The organism is Roseixanthobacter finlandensis, from assembly GCF_043195105.2.
Taxonomy (GTDB): domain Bacteria; phylum Pseudomonadota; class Alphaproteobacteria; order Rhizobiales; family Xanthobacteraceae; genus NCEH01.
The window spans coordinates 4,049,023-4,071,208 of the sequence record NZ_CM195536.1 but is presented as its reverse complement, the minus strand read 5'-3'; the positions used below and the strand labels follow the sequence as shown (position 1 = coordinate 4,071,208).

The following is a 22,186-nucleotide window of genomic DNA, read 5'->3' as shown; positions in this document are numbered from 1 at the left end:
GCTTCAGAGCATTTCTGCGGTCCACTGAATCAATAGAGCGCTCGATCCCTTTGTTTTCGGGGCGTTTTCTTCAGGCGGACCGGATTTTCGTTTCGCGTGGAGACGCTTCAGACGGCGGCCCGCAAGGCGCGCCGTTTTGTCATTCCCGGTTTTGTCATTCCCCGGTGTCTCATGCCGCCTTGTCTCATGGCGGGGAGGCCCCGGCGGGAGTGTGGTCATCCGCCGGCGGTGTCGCCACCGGGGCGGCGGCCGCGGCGGCCGTGCCGGGAGGCCAGGAATAATCGTCCGCGCGGCCGGGCACCACCGGCATGGGCGTGCCTTCCAGCAGGGCGCGCGCGGCTTCGTTCGGCTGAAGCTTCACCGCGATGGGCGTGCTCGCCGTTGCAGGGCCGCCGGCAAGGGTGCTAGCGCCGCGCGCGATGTCGCTGAGCGAGAGCGGCCCGGACCTGCCGTCCGCGCCCGGGAGTTCCTCGATTCGCGGAGCCTCGGAGAGGAAGCGCGTCAGGTCCTTCTGGGTGAAGAAGGCGAGCTTGCGCGCCCCGGCGCGGGTAAACCTGACCCCGTCGTTGAACCTCAGACGCCGCCGCTGGCCATCCACCGCCGCGCCGGAGGCGGCATATTTCCCATCATCGTCCACGAAGCCATCCCAGACCGGCGCGAATACGACCCCGGCGCGCACGGCTTGGGCCCGCAGCACATCGTTCAGCTTCTCGTAATCGGCGAACAGGGTGGGGTTCTGCACCGGCGCGAGGCCGACCAGGATGATGTTGCCCGTGCGGGCGCGCAGGGCGCCGAGCACATCGGCGACGCGCTTGGCATAGAGTTCCTGCCAGCGATCGGTCAGCGGCTCCACCTTGGTGTCGCCATCCGCGATGGGCTGAAGGTCGTTTGAGCCGAGGGCGAGGACCACGCCGTTCGGGCGCGCGGCGCCGATGGCCTCCGGCCCCCGTGTCAGCCAATCGGTGCCGCCGGGCGCTGTGGGGGCGAGAAAACCGCTTTCATCGTCGGTCACGCCGATCACGGCGGGGCTGCTTCGGTCGGTGACATAGGTGTCCGCCAACCCCTGGGCGAGCTGGGCGGCGGTCCGGTCACCGAGAATCAGCACGAATTTGGTGGGCGGCTGCTTCTTGCCCTCCACCGCATCGGCGAGCGAGGCGTGCACCACGCCTTCCGGCTCCGGTGGCGGAGCGACCCGCTTTGGGGCGGGTGGCTGCACGGGCACGGCCTGGCGGGGCGGGGCAAACCATCCGCCGAAGAGGTTGAACGGCTGGGGAGCTCCGGCACCGGGGACTACGGCAGGCGGGCGCAGATCCTGCGCCGCCGCGGGACCGGAAAAGCCGGGGAGCGCGAGGCTCATCATCGCAAACGCCAACAGGGCAAAGACCAAGTGTGCAAAGACCCGGTTGGGAAGGGCGAAGCTCGCGCGGGCAGGGCCCGTGCCGGCGTGCCATACGGGAGCGAAGGCGGGACGCGCGCGGACCGACGTCGCCCCTGCGGCGAAGCCGGGGCGGAGCACAAGCGCGAGGTGCGGCTGCGAGCGTATCATGTCTCAGGTTTGGCGCAGGAGGGCGGCTGTTTCAAGACCGCGATGCCGGCGCCGGGCCGGTGCGCCATGCGAATCGGGCCGATGCCAATAAAAAGGCCGCCCGATGAGGCGGCCGATTCAGACGTGAAGGGCTTTCGAACGGCTTAGGCCCGGGTTGTCGCAGGACTCCGGGTCGCGTCAGGAGTGCAGGGGCGCGCCATGAGCGCGGCGTGTGCCAGGAGTGTGGGCGTCCGGCTCAGGCTCGGCAACATTTCGGATAGCCAGAGCATTTGCGCGCCAGCGGGAAACAAGGACCCGCTCAAAGGTGCGCCTGGATCCCCATCCGGCCATTCCGGAGCCAGATCGGGGACATCCGATCCGTGAGATCAGTTGAGCTTGGCCTTCACATCGGAAATCGCGCTGCCGATGAGCCGCTCGGCGAGGTTTCCGGTGACGCTGCCGGTCAACAGATGCTCGGCGGCCTTCACGGCGGCGTCGGCGGCAAAGGCCTTGACGTCGGCCACGGCCTGGCTTTCCGCCTGGGCGATCTTGTCTTCCGCCATGCGTGTGCGGCGGGCGATGAAATCTTCCAGCTTCGCCTTGGTCTCGGCGGCGAGGCGTTCGGCCTCGGCCTTGGCGGCGGTGACGATGGATTCGGCTTCCGCCTCGGCCTCGCGCTGCTTGCGCTTATATTCGGCCACCAGCTTCTGGGCTTCTTCCTTCAGGCGCCGGGCTTCGTCCAGCTCCGCGGCGATGCGGGTGCCGCGGCTGTCGAGCGCGCCCGCGATGGTGCGATGGACACCGGCATACAGCAGGATCGCCACGAAAACGACGAAGGCAATGGCGACCCAAAGCTCCGCGAGTTGCATCTCGTTCATGGCAGTCCTCGATCGCCCGTCGTCTCGATTTCAATCCCCTGAGGTGCCTGGCGCACCCCGAGGGCTCTGCTGGGTTGCTGGATTCAGGCGGCCTTGCGGCTGAGCACCTGATCCACCGCGCTTTCGGTGTCCTGCTGGCCGGGCGTGGTGCCGACCAGGGTGTTCACGATGGTCTGCGCCGTGTCCACGGCAATGCCGCGCACATGGGACAGGGCATCGGTCTTGGTGCTGGAGATGCGCGCCTCGGCCTCTTCGAGCTTCACCGTCAAGGCTGCTTCCAGGCTCTTCCGGTTGGTCTCGGTCTCGGCATTGAGACGGTTGCGGGCCTCGCCGGCAATGGCGTTGGCCTTGCCGCGCGCTTCCGTCAGCGCCTTTTCATAGGCGATCTGCGCGGCTTCGCTTTCGGCACGGCGCTGGGACGCCTCGGCCAGATCGCGCGCGATCCGGTCATGACGTTCCTCCAGGATCCGGCCGATCCGGGGCAAGGTGACCCGGCTCATCAGGAGATAGAGGGCGCCGAAGCTCACGGCCAGCCAAGCCAGCTGCGAGCCGAAGGTCGCGGGATTGAACGGCGGGAAGCCGCCTTTGTGCTCGCCGCCGTGCGCCGCTTCGCCGACGACCTCGGCCACATGGGCGCCGGTGGACGCGCCATGATCCTGCTGCGCCACGGCAGCTCCGGCCGGGCCGGACGAAGGTTTCGCGCTGTCCGATGCCACCGCCGGAGCCGCCGCGAGGGCCAGTCCCATCAGTGCGGCTGCAACAGTCAGCTTCCATGTCTTGGTCATGGCTCGCCCGCCCGTTTCTTGTCCATCAGGCTCCGGGCGAAGGCCCGAAGCCGCATTTCTCTCGTGCGCGGATCAGGCGACGAAGAGCAGAACCAGCGCGACGACCAGCGAGAAGATGCCGAGACCTTCCGCGAGCGCGGCACCGATGAAGGCGCGGGCAAACTGGCCGTCGGCGGCCGACGGGTTGCGCAGGGCGCCGGAGAGGAAGTTTCCGAAAATGTTACCGACGCCAATGCCGGCCAGGCCCATGCCCAGGCAGGCGATACCGGCGCCCAGGAACTTTGCAGCATCCGCTTCCATTGTTCTGCTCCTTGAAAAACACGCTTGGGTGGTATTCGGGTTGCGATGGCGGTCCGAGGTCAGTGCCCCGGGTGGACCGCATCGTTGAGATAGATCGAGGTGAGGACCGCAAACACATAGGCTTGCAGCACCGCGACCAGAAGCTCGAGCGCGGTGAGTGCCACGATCATGAAGAAGGGCAGGGTCGCGCCGAACATGCCGGCAATGCCCGCCGAAGACAGGCCGACGACGAAGAAGGCAAACACCTTCAGCGCGATATGGCCGGCCAGCATGTTGGCGAACAGACGCAGCGACAGGCTGATGGGGCGCGAGAGGAAGGACACCACTTCGATCAGCACGACGAACGGGAGCAGGAAGCTCGGCACGCCCGATGGCACGAACAGGTGGAGGAAATGGGTGCCGTGGCGCCAGAAGCCGTAGATCACCACGGTGCCGATCACCAGCAGCGCGAGCGCGGCCGTCACGATGATATGGGCGGTGATGGTGAAGGTGTAGGGCACGAGGCCGATGACATTGGCCACGAACACAAACATGAAGAGCGAGAACACCAGCGGGAAGAACACCATGCCTTCGTTGCCGGCGGAGTCTCGAACCATCTTGGCGATGAATTCATAGCTCATCTCCGCCACCGACTGCATGCGGCCCGGCACCAGGGTGCGGCCACGCGTGGCGAAGGTGAGGAACAGGAAGATCGCCCCGACGATCCCGATCATGAAGGCGGAGGCGTTGGTGAAGGAGAACGAGACGCCGCTGACCCTCAGCAGGTCCGCGTAACGTTGCACTTCAAACTGGTGGATCGGATCAATGTTCATCCGACTCGCCTCTGTCTCAAGCGGCTCGCGAGAGCCGTGCCAAACCAACGGCTTGCGCCGCGAAAAACGATGCGACCCCTCGGGCTCACGCCTTCGGGCCGCTTTTTTTGCCGGTCTCTCCCGCCGCCCGCAGCATGTTCATCACGCCGGCGCCGAAACCAACCAAAGTGAAAACAAGCATCCCCCAGGGCGCCACGTCGAAGACGGTGTCGATGCCCCAGCCAATGAGTGCCCCCACCAGAACCCCGGCAACGAACTCCGATCCCAAACGGAAGGCCATGGCCATTCCAGAGGATGTGGACGTATCGTTCCGTGAACCCGCCGGCTGCGATTGGTCTTTCGGCCGAGCCTTGTCAAGCGCGGCATTGAGCCGCTGAAGACGCTCGGAGAGGGCAGAGTCCGCCTCTTCGTTCGCCTGCTTTCCAGGTCGTCCGTCAGGTGTCCGATGATCGGAGCCTGAACCCTCCGGCATGCTGAAAACTCCGGCTTCGAAGGAAGAAGGATCCGACGATCTCAGCACCGAAACCGCGCCGCACCATAGTTGCGCCAAAATGGGGTGTCAAGGCGAAGGTGACTATATATAAGTAATTGAAATATATATAAAAAACGCGTTGTGCGACATCGTGGCCGACGCGTTCAACTCACCTCGCGTAACCTCTCGGCCGCCTGGAGATCCACCGAAACGAGCCGGGAAACCCCGCGCTCCGCCATTGTGACCCCGAACAATCGATCCATATGCGCCATGGAAATGGGATTGTGGGTGATGACGAGAAAACGTGTGTCCGTGAGGCGCGTCATTTCGTCCATCAAGGCGCAGAACCGCTCCACATTGGCATCGTCCAGCGGTGCGTCCACCTCGTCGAGCACGCAGATCGGCGCGGGATTCGTCAGGAACACGGCGAAGATCAGCGCCATCGCGGTCAGCGCCTGCTCGCCGCCCGAGAGCAAAGAGAGCGTCTGCGGCTTCTTGCCGGGCGGCTTGGCGATGATGTCGAGCCCGGCTTCCAGCGGGTCTTCCGCATCCGTGAGCACCAATTGCGCTTCGCCGCCGCCGAACAGCGTGTCGAACAGCTTGCGGAAATGGCCGTCCACCACCGTGAAGGAGGCCTGGAGGCGTTCGCGCGCCTCGCGGTTCAGGCTCTGGATGCCGGCGCGCAGGCGCTTGATGGCCTCGATCAGATCGTCGCGCTCACCGGCGAGATTGCCGTGCTGGCCCTCGGCTTCCTGAAGCTCCAGTTCAGCGCGCAAATTCACCGCGCCGAGTCGTTCGCGATCGCGGCGCGCCCGCTCCAGCGCGGCCTCGATGGCGCCAAGCTCCGGCAAAGGCGCGCCGGGCTCCAGGCCGGATTGCACGCGCGCGGTCTCGGGCGGACCTTCGAGCGCGTCGGCGATCTCCCGCATCAGGTCGTCGCGCCGCTGGCGCAGGGCATCGAGCCGCGCTTCGGCGCGGGCATTTTCCTCACGCGCGGCGGACATGGCCTCAAGCGTATCGCGGGCGGCGCGGTCGGCGGCCGCTTGGGCGGCTTCGCCTTCCACCAGGCGATCGGCGGCGGCGCGGCGGGCGGCCTCCGCCTTTTCCAATTCGCCCATGAGGATGCGGCGCTGGCGGCCGAGCTCCGCCGGCGCCTCCTCGGTATCCTCCAGGGCCGCCTGCGCCTCCGCGCGACGGGCCTCCAAGGCGGCGATGCGCTCCCCGGCGCCGCCGGCCCGCTGATTCCAGGAGCGCTCCTCGGCGGCGATCGCTTCAAGCCGCCGCACGCGGGTCGAGCGCTCGCGCAAAAGCGCGGCATGGGCGGCGCGGGTTTCGGCCAAAGCGGCGCGCCCCTGGGCCGCCTGGGCACGGGCTTGGGCGAGGGCGGCTTCCACCAAGGCGGGCGAATCGAGGGCGGCGAGCTCCGATTCGGCCCGGCGCTGCGCTTCTTCGGCTTCCGCGCGGGCGGCGGCGATTCGGGTGCGGGCTTCGCCCAGCGCGGAGAGGCGCGCCATGTGCTGGGCGGCCTTGCGCTCGGCGGCGGCCTCGGCCTCGCGCGCCAGATCGGCGGCGCGCTGGGCCGTGCGCCGCGCCTCGCGCGCCTGGGCTTCCTGGGCGGCGGCGGATTTGAGGCGGGTTTCCTGGGCGGCGAGCGCCGCGCGCGCGGCATCGAGGGCGGTCCGTGCCGCATCCACCTCGGCGTGCAGATCGGCGAGGCGGTTGCGCTCGGCGAGCCGGCGCGCGGCGGCGGTGGGCGCGTCGGCGGCGGCGAGAACGCCGTCCCAGCGCCACAGGTCCCCCTCGCGCGAGACCAGCCGCTGCCCGGGCTTCAGCATCTTTTGAAGCCGCGCCCCGTCCGCGCGCGCCACGATGCCCACTTGGGCGAGCCGCCGGGCGAGGGCCGGGGCGCCGCGCACATGGGCCGCAAGGGACACCGCTTCGCCCGGCAAAGCCGGGTCGAGCGCGTCGAAATCGGCCCCGGCCCAGCGCGCCGGGGCATCCGCCGCCACCGGCAGGTCGAGATCGTCGCCGAGCGCCGCGCCGAGGGCGATTTCATAGCCCTTGTCCACATGCAGCAGGTCGGCGACCGGGGGAAAGCGGGCGTCGGAGGCTTGCAGCAGCTTTTCCAGCGTGCGCGCCTCGGCATCGAGCCGCCCGAAGGCGCGCTCCGCATCGGCGGCGCCGGGGCGCAGGGCTTCCAGGGCGCGCCGCGCGTCGGCCTGCTCGGCCTCGGCTTCGAGCGCGCTTTCCTCCGCCGCCTCCAGCCGGTCGCGGGCGATCAGCGCATCCTCGCGGCGGGCGTCCAGCAGGTCGGCGCCGGACTCCTTCATCAGCCGCTGCTCCTCCGCATCCACGGAGGCGTGCTCGGCGGCATTGCGCAGAAGGCGTGCGCGAATATCGCGCAGGTTAGTGTCCAGGGCGGTGCGGCGTGCGCCGAGGTCGGCGAAGCTGGCGGTCTGCGCCTCCAGCATCTCCTCGGCCTCGGCGAGGCGGGCCTCGGCCTCCGCCAAGGCTTCGGCGGCCTCGCTTTCCTGCATCGCGGCGTCGGCCTGCGCGTCGGCGAGCTCGGCGGCTTCCTCCGCGAGGCGGGCGAGCACGCCGGAGGCGTCGGCGGACAGCGCGTCCTCGCGCACCATGTCCTGCGTCAATTGAGCCAGGCGCCGCTCCAGATCCTGCCGGCGGGCGGCGATGCGGCTCTCTTCCTTGTCCAGTTCGCCGAGCGCGAGCGACAGGCGCTGGAGCGCGGCGGCGGCCTCCACATCGGCCTGGCGCAGGGGCGGCAATTCGTGGGCCGCGATGGCCTGGAGGCGCGCCGCCTCGGCCTGGGCACGGGTGCGCTCGGCGCTTTCGCGCACGGCGGCTTCCTGCGTGCGCTCGCCCTCCGCCAGGGTGCGCACCAATTCGCTCCAGCGCAGCCAGAACAGGGTCGCCTCGTTGCGGCGGATCTCCTCGGCCACCGCGCGATAACGCACCGCCTGCTTGGATTGCCGGCGCAGGCTCTCCACCTGGGCCGACATCTGGGTGATGACATCGTCCAGGCGCAGCAGATTCTGTTCGGCGGCCTTCAGGCGCACTTCCGCTTCGTGACGGCGCGCGTGCAGGCCGGCGACGCCGGCGGCCTCTTCCAGGATGCGCCGCCGGGCGGCGGGCTTGGCGCCGACGATCTCGCCGATCTGCCCCTGCCGCACCAGAGCGGGCGAGCGCGCGCCGGTGGAGGCGTCGGCAAACAGCAGATGCACGTCGCGGGCGCGCACGTCGCGGCCGTTGATTCGGTAGTGCGAACCCTGGCCGCGGTCGATCTTGCGCACCACTTCCAGATGATCGGAATCGTTGAAGCCGGCGGGCGCGGTGCGGTCGCTATTGTCGAGATGCAGCACCACTTCGGCGGTGTTGCGCGCCGGCCGGCCGGTGGTGCCGGAGAAGATGACATCGTCCATGTCATTGGCGCGAAACGCCTTGTGCGAGCTTTCGCCCATCACCCAGCGCATCGCCTCGACCAGGTTGGACTTGCCGCAGCCGTTCGGCCCCACCACCCCGGTGAGGCCGGGCTCGATCAGCATGTCGGAGGGCTCGACGAAGGTTTTGAAGCCGACGAGCCGCAGGCGGGTGAATTTCATTAGGGGCGGTTGTGCCAATCCCGGTGGCCTTGGTCAAACAGCGTGCCCGTCGCGCGCGCCAAGGGCAAGGCGCGCCGCCTCCGGCCGGGGCTTGCAGCCGCGATGATCCACAGCCTGGAGGTGCGCGCGCAGGTGCGCTGCTGCCCCTGGGGGAGGGGCGGCGGGCGATTTGGCGTCCGCAAGCATGGCGGCGCGCGGGATTTGCGGCTAGAAGCTCAGCGGATGAGATTGCGTCGCGCGCCGGAACGCCCATCTAAGGGCGGAGCGAGACCCAAAAGAGTTTTCGAAGGACAGGCCCATGCTGTTCAATCAAGCAGGCGCAGCCAATGATGCGGCTGCTGGCGCCTTGGGCGCCGGCGACGATCTGGTGACCGAGACCACCACCCAGACCTTCATGGCCGACGTGATCGAGGAATCCAAGCGCCGCCCGGTGCTGGTGGATTTCTGGGCGCCGTGGTGCGGCCCGTGCAAGACCCTCGGCCCGATCATCGAGAAATCGGTGAAGGCCACCAAGGGCAAGGTCAAGCTGGTCAAGATGAATATCGACGACCACCCGGCGGTTGCCGGGAAGCTGGGCATTCAGTCCATTCCCACCGTCTATGCCTTCGTCAACGGCCAGCCGGTGGACGGCTTCATGGGCGCGCTGCCGGAAGGCCAGGTGAAGTCCTTCATTGAGCGTCTTCTCGGCGGAGCGGTGAACCCGGATGCGGCCGAGCTGCTCGCCGCCGGCGAGGCCGCGCTGGCGGAGGGGGACGCTGCGGGCGCGGCGGAGGTGTTCGCCCATATCCTGTCCGAGGATCCGGAAAACCTGAAGGCGCTCGGCGGGTTCGTGCGCGCGCAGGTGCTGGCCGGCGCCCTGGAAGAGGCGAAGGAAACGCTGGCGAGCATTCCCGCCGCCAAGCAGAGCGACAGCGCCATCACCGCCGCGCGGGCGGCGCTCGATCTGGCGGAGCAGGCCGCCGCGCTGGGCGATGCCGCCCCGCTCGAAGCCAAGGTCAATGCCGATCCCGCCGACCATCAGGCGCGGTTCGACCTTGCCGTCGCGCTCAATGCCAAGGGCCTGCGCGACCAGGCGCTCGCCCATCTGCTGGAAATCGTCAAGCGCGACCGCGCCTGGAACGAGGACGGGGCGCGCAAGCAATTGGTGCAGTTCTTCGAAGCCTGGGGACCGACCGATCCATCGACGGTCGCCGGCCGCAAGAAGCTTTCCGCGATTCTGTTCGCTTAAGGGACGCGCGTGGCCAAGCATCGCTCCTATCATTCGCCGGCGGACCTGCCGGCGACCTTGCCGGTGTTCCCGCTCGCGGGCGCGCTGCTGCTGCCGCGCGCCGAATTGCCGCTCAATATTTTCGAGCCGCGCTATCTTGAGATGATCGACGATGCGCTCGCGGGCGAGCGGCTGATCGCCATGGTCCAGCCGGACGAGAGCAAGCCCGAGGGGCCGCACGGGCCGGTGCTGTTCCAGGTGGGCTGCATCGGCCGCATCACCCAGTTCAGCGAGACCGGCGACGGGCGCTATCTCATCACCTTGTCCGGCATCTGCCGCTTCAAGGTGGGCGCGGACCTCGACGTGGACACGCCGTATCGGCGGATCGCCATCGATCCGAGCCCCTATGCGCACGATTTCCAGGAAAGCGCGGGCGAGGACGAGGTGGACCGCACCGCGCTGCTCGCGGCGCTGGCCGCGTTTCTGGAGGCGAACCAGCTGGAAGCCGATTGGGACGGCATCCAGCAGGCCGGTACGGAAACCCTGGTGAACGCGCTTTCGGTGATGTCGCCCTATGGCGCGCTGGAAAAACAGGCGCTGCTGGAAGCGCAGGACCTGAAGGCGCGGGCCGAAATGCTGGTCGCCATCACCCAGATGATGCTGGCCCGCATGCCGGGAGACGGCGAGGCGCCCCTTCAATAGACTGAGGCGCCGCAAATGGTGGCGCTGCCGATCCTCAGGGTTCCACCGCGAAGCGCAGCCGCCCCGCCGGGGCGAGGGTGTCGAGATCGAAGGTGCGCACCTCGACCGCGCCGCCCACGTCCAGCGTCACGACCAGAAGCTTGTCCGCCACCGCCGTTGAGACGATGCGCGCGCCTTTCGGCAAAGCGGCGGTGATATCGCTGGCCTTCTGGCCCTTGGCGCGCAACATGCGATAGCCGATCACGCCGAACACGGATGCGACCCCGAGCATCATGATGAGGCCGGACACCAGGGAAAAGCGCCGCACTTTTTTCAGCACGCGCTCCTGGGCGGGTGAGAGTTCCTCTTGAGGTTCGGGATCGGGTGAAGTGAAAACCATGAACAAGCCTGACTGGGTGGATGAAGACGCCGTTCTCGACGTGCTGGACGAGGCTTCCGAAGGCGAGATCGACCATGAGGTCGTCGTGCCTTTAGAAGACGTGGACGCGCGCATCGACCGCGTGCTCGCCGCCCGGCTCGACGGGCTGAGCCGGACCCGCATCCAGCGCCTGGTGGCGGAAGGGCGCGTGACCAACGGCGGGCGAGTGGTAGGAGACGTTTCCGAGCGGGTCAATGCCGGCGACGTGCTCCGCCTGCGCGTGCCGGCCCCCGAACCCGCCGAACCCGTGCCCGAGGCGATGGATCTCTCCATCGCCCATGAGGACGATCACCTGATCGTGGTGGACAAGCCGGCGGGGCTGGTGGTGCATCCCGCGCCCGGCCATTGGTCCGGCACGCTGGTGAACGGCCTGCTGCATCATTGCGGCGCCAGCCTCTCGGGCATCGGCGGGGTGCGCCGGCCCGGCATCGTGCATCGGCTGGACAAGGATACGTCCGGCCTGCTGGTGGTGGCGAAGACCGATGCCGCCCATGCGGCGCTTTCCGCCCAGTTCGCCGACCACGGCCGCACCGGCCCGCTGGACCGCGCCTATCTCGCCTTCGTCTGGGGCGTCCCCGCCCAGCGCGGCACGGTGAACGCGCCCATCGACCGGCATCCCTCCAGCCGCCAGAAAATGGCGGTGCGCACCGGCGGACGCGAGGCCGTGACCCATTGGGAGGTGCGGGCAACCTTCCTCGATAGCGCTGGAGCGCCGGTGGCGAGCCTGGTGGAATGCCAGCTGGAGACCGGGCGCACCCACCAGATTCGCGTCCACATGGCCCATGTCGGGCACCCGCTTCTGGGGGACGAGGTCTATGGGCAGGGCTTCCGCACCAAGGCGGCGCGGCTTGCGCCGGACGCGCGCGCCGCGCTGCTCGCCCTCGACCGGCAGGCGCTGCACGCCACCCGGCTTGGATTCGCGCACCCGGCCGGCGGGGAGACGCTGACCTTCGACAGCCCGCTTCCATCCGAATTGGCATTGCTTCTGGAGAAGCTCTCGACGTCGTGACGGGATCGAACCTAGCCCTCGTGCGTTAGACCCTATATGGTTCGCGGTTGCGGTCGGCGAAAGCGGCCGCGCATGTGGTCGCTTGCGCTTGAGGGCCACGACATCAAGGAGGCCGCCCATGGCCCGGTCACAACATGTGCCCATTCCCTCGGCTGAGGGGGGGCTTACACGCTATCTCGAGGAAATCCGCCGGTTCCCCATGCTGGAGCCGCAGCAGGAATACATGCTCGCCAAAAGCTGGCGCGAGCACGGAGATCGCGATGCCGCCCACAAGCTGGTGACCAGCCATCTGCGCCTCGTGGCGAAGATCGCCATGGGCTACCGGGGCTATGGCCTGCCCATATCCGAAGTGATTTCCGAAGGCAATGTCGGCCTCATGCAGGCGGTGAAGCGGTTCGAGCCCGAAAAGGGCTTCCGCCTCGCCACCTATGCCATGTGGTGGATCCGCGCCTCGATCCAGGAATATATCCTGCGCTCGTGGAGCCTCGTGAAAATGGGCACCACGGCCGCGCAGAAGAAGCTGTTCTTCAACCTGCGCAAGGCCAAGAGCCAGATTTCCGCCCTGGAAGAGGGCGATCTGCGTCCCGACCAGGTGAAGCACATCGCCACCAAGCTCGGCGTCACCGAGCAGGACGTGGTGGACATGAACCGCCGGCTCTCGGGCGATGCCTCCCTCAACGCGCCGCTGCGCGAGGAAGGGGAGGGCGGAGGCGAATGGCAGGACTGGCTGGTGGATGACCACCTGGACCAGGAAAGCGTGTTCGCCGAAAGCGAGGAGATGGAGAATCGGCGCGGCGCCCTCGCCGGCGCGCTGAGCGTGCTCAACGAGCGCGAGCGCCGCATCTTCGAGGCGCGCCGCCTCTCCGAGGACCCGGTGACGCTGGAGGAACTCGCCGCAGAGTTCGGTGTCTCGCGCGAGCGGGTGCGCCAGATCGAGGTGCGGGCGTTCGAGAAGGTGCAGAAGGCGGTGGTGGACCGCGTCCGCGCGCTGGAAGAGCCCGAGGTCGAGAACGCCTGAGGGCGTCCGTGCATCGGCGCGCCGCCGCACGATAGGCGGTCATGGCCGGGCTTTTTCCGGCCATCTCCCACGCCGGGCCGCCAGCGCCGGCCTTGAAAAGCCGATGCCAGCGGTGCCGCGTGGATCCCCGGGACGAGCCCGGGGATGACGACCGCGTTTTGGGGCCGATCTTCTCTGCTCCCGCACGAAAAGCGCGACATCTGTCGCCGCCCCCTTAACCTGATCTCAACCCGCCGCCGCGCATCATGCCCCCATGACGCGCGGCGTATTCAGGTATCTCGTAGCCTCGCTCGTCTGCGTGGGGCTCCTGTCGGGCTGTCGTTTCGATTTGTTCGACCGACGGGAGCCCTGGCGCGCCGAGGCGGAAGAGAAGTGCATCGCCGAAAAGGGCGCGGTGGCATCTCCCTTCCTCGAGCCAATGTCGGAGATCGACGGGGCGGGCGCCTGCGGCATGGACCATCCTTTCCGGGTGTCCGGCCTCGAGGACGGCGCGGTCTCCGTGGAGCCCAAGGCGACGCTCGCTTGTCCCATGATCCGCGATCTCAATCTGTGGCTTGCCGAAGTGGTGCAGCCGGCTGCGACGGCTTGGCTCGGCCAGCCGGTGGTGGGCATCCGGCAAATGTCGTCTTATTCCTGCCGCGGGATGAACGGGCAGGTGGGCGCGAAGATTTCCGAGCATGCGTTCGGCAATGCGCTGGATGTCGGCGCCTTCGTGTTCGCCGACGGGCGCGAAATCACGGTACGGAACGGTTGGAAGGGGCCGCAGGAGGCGCGCGGCTTCCTGCTCCAGGTGCAGGCGGGCGCCTGCGAAGTGTTCACCACCGTCCTGGCGCCGGGCTCGAACGTATTCCATTACGACCATATCCACGTGGACCTGATGCGGCGCCACAATCCGCGCCTGATCTGCAAGCCCGCGCCGCGTCCCATGGCGCCGCCGCCGCTGATGGTTTCGACGCCGCCGACGGTGCAATTTGGCGGTCGCTCGGAAGGCCAGCCCCTGGGCGCGCCGGTGCCCCAGGTTCCGCAAGGGGCGCGCATTCCCGGCGAGCCCATGAGCATCGCGCCTCCCGGCCAGCCGCCGCTGCCGGACCGTGCGCCGCCGGGCTATGGGCAATCCCAGCCCGCCGGCACCGGGCGAGCGCCGAGCTATGGCCAGCAGCCTTATGGCGCGCCGCCGCCGGGCTATCCGCCGTCCGGCGATCCGGTGCAGCGCGTGCAGCCGCCGGGCACGGTCTATCAGCCAAATTCGCTGCGGCCGCCCGGCCCCATGTCCTACGGGCCGGCCGGTGCCGGCGATCCGCAGGTGACGGGCTCGATCGCGAACCGCAAATATTATTCCCCGACCTTACCGCAGGCCTCCCCCATCCCTCTGCCCCAGGCCCGCCCGGGCGAGGATTGACAGGGCCCCGGGTCGCGGGGCGGAGGCACCCGGCGCGAACGCCGGGCGCCGGGTCGTCAGTGGATGACCATCGCGGTGAACGGCCACACATAGGCTTGCAGCATCACGAAGCAGCCGACGAGGCAGGCCAGCGCGATCGAGTGCCAGAACACGAACCGCAGGATCGTGCCTTCATGGCCGAACCAATTGGTGGCCGTGGAGGCCACCACGATGGACTGCGCGTCGATCATCTTGCCCATGACGCCGCCGGAGGAATTGGCCGCGCCCATCAGGATGGGGCTGAGGCCCAATTGCTCGGCGGTGATCTTCTGCAAGCCGCCGAACAGCACGTTGGAGGCGGTATCCGATCCCGTCAGCGCGACGCCGAGCCAGCCGAGCAAGGTGCCGAAGAAGGGATAGAGGAAGCCCGCATGGGCAAAGGCCAGGCCCAGCGTCGCATCGAGGCCCGAATAGCGGGTGAGGGTGCCGATGGCGAGCATGGCGGCGATGGTGAGCAGCGATTTGCGCACCACCCAGATGGTTTCAGCATAGGCCGTCACCATCCGCACCGGCGAGAACTTCATGAAGGCGGCGGCGATGAGCGCGGCGATCAGAATGCCGGTGCCGGTATAGGAGAGATAGGTGAAGGCGAACACCGCGCCTTCCGCCACCGGCTTTGCCACCACCGGCGGCACCTTCAGGATCATGTTGTGCAGGCCGGTGACCGGCACGTTGATGGTGAAGATGGGATTGACCAAGGCCTTGAACCAGCCGGTGCCCCACAGCCCCACCACCAGGGAGAGAATGAACCACGGCACCCAGGACCAGATGACTTCGGCGCGGCTCGCCTTGGCGCGGGGCGGCGGCGGGGGCGGCATGGTGTCGGCGCTGGTGTCGTGGGTGCGCAGCTTCGGCGACAGCCACAATTCCTTGGGCTGCCACACCTGCAGGAATGCGACGAGGCACCCCATGGAGATGAGGGAGGCGCCGATATCGACGATCCAGGGATTGATGAAGTTTGAAATCAGGAACTGCGGTACGGCGAACGACACGCCGGTGACCAGGATCGCCGGCCAGATCTGCCACATGCCCTTGCGCCCGGCGAACACCCAGATGAGCCAGAACGGCACGATGAGGGAGAAGAAGGGCAATTGCCGCCCCACCATGGCGCCGAGCAGATAGGGATCAAGCCCCGTCACCGAGGCCAGCCCCTGGATCGGCGTTCCGAGCGCGCCATAGGCGACGGGCGCGGTATTGGCGATCAAGGAGAGCCCCGAGGCGGCCAGCGGCGAGAAGCCGAGGCCGATCAGCAGCGCGCCCGTCACCGCGACGGGTGTGCCGAAGCCGGATGCGCCCTCGAAGAAGGCGCCGAAGGCAAAGGCGATCAACAGCAATTGCAGGCGCCGGTCCTGCGTGATGCCGCCGATGGATTGCTGGAGAATTTCGAACCACCCTTTTTCGACCGTAAGGCGATAAAGGAAAATGACGTTCAGAATAATCCAGCCGATCGGGAAAAATCCGGTGACGACGCCAAGCAGCGTCGCGCGGATGGCAAGATCCGCCGGCATGGTGAAGGCGAAAATGGAAATCGCGAGCGCCACCAGAAGGGCGAGAATTGCGGCAATATGTGCGGAGACCTTGCCGGAGGCAATCAATACCAGAAGTGTAACGACGGGAATCGCCGCCGCGAGAGTCGACAGCACTGCACTGCCGAACGGGTCATAGACCTGATTCCACATTACATCGCTCCCTAGAGCCGTTTTATTTTTGCTTCAGATGCTGGTCGTCCAGCCCGCGCTATTGCGGGGCGACATCCTGCGTCTGTCAATGGTGAAACTCTTAAGAGATCAGCATTCGTCGGCTAAAGCTTAGGCATCAGCGCTGAATTTGCGCAGAGATGTGGAAGGGAATGATTCCAAAGTCTATATTACGTAGGGTAATATTGAGATTGATTCATGTGATTACCTAGCGTCATCATTCCGCACGGAATGAGACCGCATGTGCACGCGTTGGAAGTCGACTTTGCTGCCCAGCTGTACCCGCAGGGCTTCCCGCACAAGGCGCGCGCCATGCAAAAGCAGAAGCCGCCGTCGCGCGGGGCGAACGGCGGCTTCTGGCAGGTGGCTTCGGGCACGTATCTTCCGGCATTTAAGCGGTGTTCGCCGGTGCGGCCGCGCACCCAAGGCGCGCGCGGCCGAAGAGGGGACTATTCCGCCGCTTCGGCGATCGCCTGGGGCTTCACCCAGCGCAGAACCGGGGCGCGGGCGGCGCGCGTCTCGTCCAGCCGGCGGCGCGGGGCATAATGGGGCGCGCCGAGGAAGCGCTCCTTCTCCCCAGCCTTCGCCGCCATCGCCAGATCCCGCAGGGTGGCGATGAACAGATCCAGCGAGGCCTTGGATTCGCTCTCCGTCGGCTCGATCAGCATGGCGCCGTGCACCACCAGCGGAAAATACACCGTCATGGGGTGATAGCCCTCGTCGATCAGCGCCTTCGCGACATCGAGCGTGGACAGGCCGGTGCCCTCCAGCCACGCATCGTCGAACAGCGCCTCGTGCATGGCCGGACGCGTGGCGAAGGGTGCGCTCATCACGTCCTGGAGGCTGGCGCGGATGTAATTGGCGGAGAGCACCGCATCCTCCGCCGCTTGCCGCATGCCGTCGGCGCCGTGGGAGAGCATCCAGGCGAGCGCGCGCACGAACATGCCCATCTGCCCATGGAACGCGCTCATGCGGCCGAGCGCCTGCTCGGCGCCCGCCTGTCCTTGCTGCTCCACGAGGCGCAAGGTCTCACCCTCCACCACCAGCGCCGGGGCGGGGGCGAAGGGCGCGAGCGCTTTTGAGAGCACCACCGGCCCCGCCCCCGGTCCGCCGCCGCCATGGGGGGTGGAGAAGGTCTTGTGCAGATTGATGTGCATGGCGTCGACGCCGAGGTCGCCAACCCGCACCTTGCCCAGGATGGCGTTGAAATTCGCGCCGTCGGCATAGAAATAGGCGCCCACCGCATGCACCGCCTCGGCGATCGCCACCACATCCGGCTCGAACAGGCCGCAGGTGTTGGGATTGGTGAGCATGATGGCGGCGACGTCTTCCGAGAGCGCCTTCTTCACCTCTTCCACATCCACCGTGCCGTCGGCGCGGGCGGGAATGGACTTCACCTGATAGCCGAGCAAGGCGGCGGTGGCGGGATTGGTGCCGTGGGCGCTTTCCGGCACCACGACGATACTGGGTTTGCGCCCGTTCGCCTCGTGCGCGGCCTTGATGGCCATCATGCCGCACAATTCGCCGTGGGCGCCGGCCTTGGGGGTGAGCGCCACCGTATCCATGCCGGTGAGGGTGAGCAGATAGCGCGAAAGCTCGCCCATCAGCCCCAAGGCGCCCTGCACGGTGGAGACCGGCTGAAGCGGATGGATATCGGCGAACCCAGCGAGGCGCGCCATGCGCTCGTTGAGGCGGGGATTGTGCTTCATGGTGCAGGATCCGAGCGGGAACAGGCCGCTGTCGATCCCGTAATTCATGCGCGAAAGCCGCACGTAATGGCGCATGGCCTCCGGCTCGCTGAGGCCGGGCAGGCCGAGCGGGGCCTTGCGCTCCAGCTCGCCGAGGCGCGGCGCGAAGCCGGCCGGCTCGTCGAGATCGACGCCGGTGACGTCCTGCCGGCCGATTTCGAACAGCAGGCCTTCTTCCAGATCGAGCGCGCGGTTGCCGGTGAAGGTGGCGGCGCCGATTTCGCTCGCCGATTGAGGCGCCGTCGCGCCGCGTCCTTCGCGATTCATGAGCGGATCTCCTGGGAGAGGAAAGAGCGAGCGGCTTTCGGCAAGAAGACGGCCGTTCCCTCTCCCGCTTGCGGGGGAGGGCTACGGAGGGGGAAAAGATCCGGCATCGAAATATTGAAGGGAGGCTTGGCTTCACGGGCCCCCTCCCCAACCCTCCCCCGCAAGCGGGAGAGGGGGAGCAGGGCGCTGGCGGTAAGGGGCGCGTTCATGCCAGCACCTCCTTCAGCGCGGCCGCATAGGCGGCGCGGTCTTCGTCCGTGGATGTCTCGGTGGCGGCCACCAGGATCAAATCGTCGAGGCCGGCATCGGGCGCCAGCCGGGAATAGGGCACGCCGCCGAGAATGCCCTTGGCCGCCAGCTTCTCGATCACCTCGGCGGCGTTACCCGCGACGCGAATGGTGAATTCGTTGAAGAAGCTCTCGTTCAGCACCGCGACGCCGTCGAGCGCGGCCAGCCGGTCGGCGAGATCGCAGGCGGCGGCGTGGTTGATGCGGGCGAGCCGCGTCAGCCCCGCTTCGCCCAGCAGCGAGAGATGGATGGTGAAGGCCAGCGCGCACAGGCCGGAATTGGTGCAGATGTTGGAAGTGGCCTTCTCGCGGCGGATATGCTGTTCACGCGTGGAGAGGGTGAGCACGAAGCCGCGCCGTCCTTCCGCATCCACCGTCTCGCCGGCGAGGCGGCCGGGCATCTGGCGCACGAATTTCGCGCGGGTGGCGAACAGGCCCACATAGGGGCCGCCGAAGGTGAGGGGATTGCCGATGGATTGGCCTTCCCCCACCACGATGTCCGCCCCCTGCGCGCCGGGCGGCTCGACGAGGCCGAGCGATACGGCTTCCGTGAACACGGCGATCAAGAGCGCCCCGGCGGCATGGGCCTTTTCCGCGATGGGTTTCAAATCCACCAGGTTGCCGAACACGTCCGGGCTCTGCACCACCACGCAGGAGACGGTCTCGTCGATGGCCGCGCTCACATCGTCCGGCCCCGTGGGCTGTGGCGCGAGGCGCAGCAGCGGCACTTCGGCATAATGGGAGATGGTGGCGATGGTCTGCGCGTAATGGGGGTGAATATTGCCCGCCAGCACCGCCTTGCCGCGCTTCGTCACCCGATGGGCCATCAGTACTGCTTCGGCGGCGGCGGTGGAGCCGTCGTACATGGAGGCGTTGGCCACTTCCATGCCGGTGAGTTCCGCCACCTGGGTCTGGAACTCGAACAGATATTGCAGCGTGCCCTGGGCGATCTCGGGCTGATAGGGCGTGTAGGAGGTGAGGAATTCCGAACGCTGGATCAGATGGTCCACGCTCGCCGGCACATGGTGGCGATAGGCGCCGGCGCCGACGAAGAACGGCACCGAGCCCGCCGCCACATTGCGCGCGGAAAGGCGGGACAAGGCGCGCTCGACCTCCATCTCGCCCTTGCGGCGGGGCAGATCGGGAAGGTCCGCGAGCAGCTTGTCGGCGGGGATGTCGGCGAACAGGGAGTCCACCGACGGCGCGCCGATGCGCGCCAGCATTTCGGTGCGGTCTTCGGGAGTGAGGGGCAGATAGCGCATGATGCGTTTACCTCGCCAACCTGCGGCGCCGCGCATTCCGGCGGCTCCGCATGGGTCGGCTCGTTTGTGTGTCAGCTCAGCGTTTCGACGAAAGCGGCATAGGCCGCCGCATCCATGAGATCGTCCAGCTCGGCGGGGTTCGCGAGCTTCAGCTTCACGAACCAGCCTTTGCCCTCGGCGTCCTCGTTCACCGCGCCCGGCGCGGCTTCAAGGTCCGGGTTGATCTCGACCACTTCGCCGGAGACCGGGGCATAGACCTCGCTTGCCGCCTTCACGCTCTCGACCACGGCGGCTTCCGCGCCCTGCTTTACGGTCTTGCCGACCTCCGGGAGTTCCACGAATACCACGTCGCCAAGCTGGCTCTGGGCGTAATCGGAAATGCCGATCACGGCGATGTCGCCGTCGATGCGGACATATTCATGGTCCTTGGTGTAGCGCACGTCGCTCATGGTCAGGCCCCCTTCTGTTCGCTCTTACGGACGTAGCGCTGGGCCACGAACGGGAATGTGACGACGGTCGCGGGCAATGCCTTGCCGCGCACGAGAATGTCGAGGACGGTGCCGGGCACGGCGAGGGCCGGCGGCACATAGCCCATGGCGATGGGTGCGTTGAGGGTGGGCGCAAACCCGCCCGACGTAACCGTGCCGACCACGGTTCCATCCTTGGCGATCTCAGCGCCCTCGCGGGCCGGCGCGCGCCCCTCAAGGCGCAGGCCGACGCGCACGCGCGCCGGACCTTCGGCAAGCTCGCGCTGGATGCGCGCGGCGCCGGGAAAGCCGCCGCCCTCCCGTCGCCGCTTCTGGATCGACCAGACCAAGGCGGCCTCGACAGGCGAGGTGGTGGGGTCGATGTCATGGCCATAGAGGCACAAGCCCGCCTCCAGCCGCAGCGAATCGCGCGCGCCGAGGCCGATGGGCTTCACCTCCGATTCGGCCAGTAGCGTGTTCCAGACGGTGACGGCGGAGCTTTCGGGGATGGAGATTTCAAACCCATCCTCGCCGGTATAGCCGGACCGGGAGATATGCACGGGAATGCCGTCGAAGCGCGAGGGGCCGGCGGCCATGAAGTCCAGCGCGGCGCCTTCGGGGGCGTGGCGCGCCAGCACAGCGGCGGCCTGCGGACCCTGGAGCGCGAGCAGCGCGCGGTCGTCGAGCCGTTCCAGCGTCACCCCGGCGGGCAGGCGGGCGGCGATATGGGCATAGTCCGCCTCCTTGCCGGCGGCGTTCACCACCAGCAGCAAGGTGCCGTCCTCTTCCGGCGCGCCGGGACGGGTGACCATGAGGTCGTCCAGGATGCCGCCGTCGTCCGCCATCAGCTGGGAATAGCGCTGGCGGCCGGGTTTTAGATTGAGGATGTCGGCGGGAATCAGCGCTTCGAGCGCGGCGGCCGTGGTCGCATGGTCGCGGCCGACGAGCTTGGCCTGGCCCATGTGGGACACGTCGAACAGGCCGGCGTGGGTGCGGGTCCAGGCATGCTCGGCCAGGATGCCGTCGCGATATTGCACCGGCATGTCATAGCCGGCGAACGGCACGAGGCGGGCGCCGAGCGCCGCATGGGCGCCGTGCAGGGGCGTCTTCAGAAGGGGGAGATCGGTCTCGGGATGTGACATTCCGGTTCCTGGGGGCGCGCCAAAGTCATCGGGTCTTTCGACCCGAGCGGCGCCCCCTCTGTCACCGGAACCTGAGAGATTTGACCGCACCCGGTGGAACGGGCACGGCTTACGCCTTCGGTGAGCCACCCGCATGATCCCTGAGGGTCACGCCGCGGCTGCTTTCCAGAGTGTCGTCCCCCTGCGGTCCTTTTGCCTGAGCGGTTCCGGGGCGGTTGCGCCTTCGGCGCCGGCCATCATCCGGGGATGGGCCGGTCTCTCCCGCAGGGATCTTCCGAGCGACCGCTCCGAGGAACGGCCGCGGTCACCATAGAGAAACGCGCCGAAGGGTCAATGCGGCGCTTTCTGTCATTGCGCGGGTGGCGGGCCGAAGGTCGCCGGGGCAGGCCCGAAGGTGGGGGCGGGACCGAACGTATTGGGGTCCGCCGCCGGCTTGCTGGCCGCGGGCTGGGTGGCGGCGGGCGCGGCGGCTGCCGGAGCAGTGGTTGCGGCCGGAGCCGTGGTAGCGGCAGCAGGCGCCGCCGGACGCGGTCGGGCCGGACGGGGACGCGCCGGGGTCTCGCCCTTGGGGTCGAAGCCGACATAGATCACGTATTTCGCCATAGCGTCCGGAGTGGTGACCGGGAACGAGATGGTATCCTCCACCACCGTGAAGGTGGTCTGGGTTTCGCCCTGGGGAATGTTCAGCGGCACCACGAAGAATTTGGTGGTGATGGTCTTGGGCGAAGGGCCTTCCTGCACCACCGCGATGCGGATCGGCACGTTGAGCGCGCCGGGCGAGCCCTTGTCGCCCAGCAGGACACGGCCGTCGAGGCCGACCTTCACGGTCATGACGCCGTTCGCGATATTGCATTCGCGGGCCAGCTGACCGAGCGAGCCCTGGTATTTCAGGCCGCCGCCGGGAGCCGGCACTTGCCAGGCGGACGCGCCGGAGCGGACATCCACACGCGGGCATTCGAACTCGACCGCATCGGGGCCGGTGCCCACGGTCATATTATTGGTGGGCTGGGCCGCGCCGACCCCGCCCGCAGCCGCGTCGACATTCACGCCGGGCGCGCCAAACGTTCCCTGCGAGTTGCCCGCGCACCCTGCAAGGGTGATGGCCATGGCTGCCCCGGCCAACACACGCATAGGC

19 protein-coding genes and 1 riboswitch are annotated in these 22,186 nt (G+C 67.8%); of the genes, 5 read left to right on the top strand and 14 right to left on the bottom strand.

The features are described from left to right. Window positions 1–184: 184 nt before the first annotated feature. From V5G24_RS19150 to smc, 7 genes are all read right to left on the bottom strand, one after another. Window positions 185–1,360 carry an SGNH/GDSL hydrolase family protein gene (locus V5G24_RS19150; RefSeq protein WP_394085083.1) on the bottom strand — a complete coding sequence of 392 codons (1,176 nt, stop codon included), beginning with the start codon at window positions 1,358–1,360 and terminating at the stop codon, window positions 185–187. 551 nt (window positions 1,361–1,911) lie between these two features. Next, complete coding sequence (locus tag V5G24_RS19145; protein WP_394085084.1) at window positions 1,912–2,403, bottom strand: F0F1 ATP synthase subunit B family protein; 492 nt, start codon at window positions 2,401–2,403, stop codon at window positions 1,912–1,914. Window positions 2,404–2,486: 83 nt separating this feature from the next. Further along, window positions 2,487–3,188 carry a F0F1 ATP synthase subunit B gene (locus V5G24_RS19140; protein ID WP_394085085.1) on the bottom strand — a complete coding sequence of 234 codons (702 nt, stop codon included), beginning with the start codon at window positions 3,186–3,188 and terminating at the stop codon, window positions 2,487–2,489. 72 nt (window positions 3,189–3,260) lie between these two features. Then, window positions 3,261–3,488, bottom strand: coding sequence for a F0F1 ATP synthase subunit C (locus V5G24_RS19135; protein ID WP_348844428.1), 228 nt, complete (start codon window positions 3,486–3,488; stop codon window positions 3,261–3,263). 59 nt (window positions 3,489–3,547) lie between these two features. After that, on the bottom strand, window positions 3,548–4,300 hold the full coding sequence (locus tag V5G24_RS19130; RefSeq protein ID WP_348844429.1) for a F0F1 ATP synthase subunit A: 753 nt from the start codon (window positions 4,298–4,300) through the stop codon (window positions 3,548–3,550). Window positions 4,301–4,385: 85 nt separating this feature from the next. Continuing rightward, window positions 4,386–4,580 carry an AtpZ/AtpI family protein gene (locus tag V5G24_RS19125; protein ID WP_394085086.1) on the bottom strand — a complete coding sequence of 65 codons (195 nt, stop codon included), beginning with the start codon at window positions 4,578–4,580 and terminating at the stop codon, window positions 4,386–4,388. 356 nt (window positions 4,581–4,936) lie between these two features. Beyond that, a complete protein-coding gene (gene smc, locus V5G24_RS19120; RefSeq protein WP_394085087.1) occupies window positions 4,937–8,389 on the bottom strand; it encodes a chromosome segregation protein SMC in 3,453 nt (1,150 codons plus the stop codon). Window positions 8,390–8,687: 298 nt separating this feature from the next. Between smc and trxA the strand changes: the two genes are divergently transcribed. Together trxA and V5G24_RS19110 are read left to right on the top strand one after the other, a co-directional pair. Then, window positions 8,688–9,617, top strand: a complete 930-nt coding sequence (trxA, locus tag V5G24_RS19115) for a thioredoxin (protein ID WP_394085088.1) — start codon at window positions 8,688–8,690, stop codon at window positions 9,615–9,617. Between the two features lie 9 nt (window positions 9,618–9,626). Then, window positions 9,627–10,298, top strand: coding sequence for an LON peptidase substrate-binding domain-containing protein (locus V5G24_RS19110; protein WP_394085089.1), 672 nt, complete (start codon window positions 9,627–9,629; stop codon window positions 10,296–10,298). 34 nt (window positions 10,299–10,332) lie between these two features. Here the strand turns inward: V5G24_RS19110 and V5G24_RS19105 are convergent, their stop codons facing one another. Beyond that, window positions 10,333–10,677, bottom strand: coding sequence for a hypothetical protein (locus tag V5G24_RS19105; protein WP_394042031.1), 345 nt, complete (start codon window positions 10,675–10,677; stop codon window positions 10,333–10,335). On the opposite strand from V5G24_RS19105, the gene V5G24_RS19100 reads away from it, so the two are divergent. From V5G24_RS19100 to V5G24_RS19090, 3 genes are all read left to right on the top strand, one after another. Next, the gene (locus V5G24_RS19100) at window positions 10,676–11,725 is read left to right on the top strand and encodes an RluA family pseudouridine synthase (protein WP_394085090.1); all 1,050 of its coding nucleotides are present in this window, start codon (window positions 10,676–10,678) and stop codon (window positions 11,723–11,725) included. The two genes, V5G24_RS19105 and V5G24_RS19100, sit on opposite strands and share 2 nt — an antisense overlap. Window positions 11,726–11,843: 118 nt before the next feature. Next, complete coding sequence (gene rpoH / locus V5G24_RS19095; RefSeq protein WP_394068986.1) at window positions 11,844–12,743, top strand: RNA polymerase sigma factor RpoH; 900 nt, start codon at window positions 11,844–11,846, stop codon at window positions 12,741–12,743. A gap of 253 nt (window positions 12,744–12,996) precedes the next feature. After that, window positions 12,997–14,142: an extensin-like domain-containing protein gene (locus V5G24_RS19090; protein ID WP_394085091.1), complete on the top strand. Its 1,146-nt coding sequence runs from the start codon at window positions 12,997–12,999 to the stop codon at window positions 14,140–14,142. A gap of 56 nt (window positions 14,143–14,198) precedes the next feature. On the opposite strand, the gene V5G24_RS19085 is transcribed toward V5G24_RS19090, so the two are convergent. The 6 genes from V5G24_RS19085 to V5G24_RS19060 all read right to left on the bottom strand — a co-directional run bounded on the left by V5G24_RS19085 (window position 14,199) and on the right by V5G24_RS19060 (window position 22,158). Further along, window positions 14,199–15,860 carry an L-lactate permease gene (locus V5G24_RS19085; RefSeq protein ID WP_394085092.1) on the bottom strand — a complete coding sequence of 554 codons (1,662 nt, stop codon included), beginning with the start codon at window positions 15,858–15,860 and terminating at the stop codon, window positions 14,199–14,201. A gap of 467 nt (window positions 15,861–16,327) precedes the next feature. After that, entirely contained in the window at window positions 16,328–17,893 is a 1,566-nt protein-coding gene (gene gcvPB / locus V5G24_RS19080) for an aminomethyl-transferring glycine dehydrogenase subunit GcvPB (RefSeq protein WP_394085093.1), read from the bottom strand. Window positions 17,894–18,098: 205 nt separating this feature from the next. After that, window positions 18,099–19,442: an aminomethyl-transferring glycine dehydrogenase subunit GcvPA gene (gene gcvPA / locus V5G24_RS19075; RefSeq protein ID WP_394085094.1), complete on the bottom strand. Its 1,344-nt coding sequence runs from the start codon at window positions 19,440–19,442 to the stop codon at window positions 18,099–18,101. A gap of 71 nt (window positions 19,443–19,513) precedes the next feature. After that, window positions 19,514–19,891: a glycine cleavage system protein GcvH gene (gene gcvH, locus V5G24_RS19070; RefSeq protein WP_394085095.1), complete on the bottom strand. Its 378-nt coding sequence runs from the start codon at window positions 19,889–19,891 to the stop codon at window positions 19,514–19,516. A 2-nt stretch (window positions 19,892–19,893) separates the two neighbouring features. Further along, complete coding sequence (gene gcvT / locus V5G24_RS19065; RefSeq protein WP_394085096.1) at window positions 19,894–21,051, bottom strand: glycine cleavage system aminomethyltransferase GcvT; 1,158 nt, start codon at window positions 21,049–21,051, stop codon at window positions 19,894–19,896. A gap of 174 nt (window positions 21,052–21,225) precedes the next feature. Then, window positions 21,226–21,325: riboswitch (glycine riboswitch) on the bottom strand. A gap of 74 nt (window positions 21,326–21,399) precedes the next feature. Next, window positions 21,400–22,158 carry a hypothetical protein gene (locus V5G24_RS19060; protein WP_394085097.1) on the bottom strand — a complete coding sequence of 253 codons (759 nt, stop codon included), beginning with the start codon at window positions 22,156–22,158 and terminating at the stop codon, window positions 21,400–21,402. Between the last annotated feature and the right edge of the window lie 28 nt (window positions 22,159–22,186).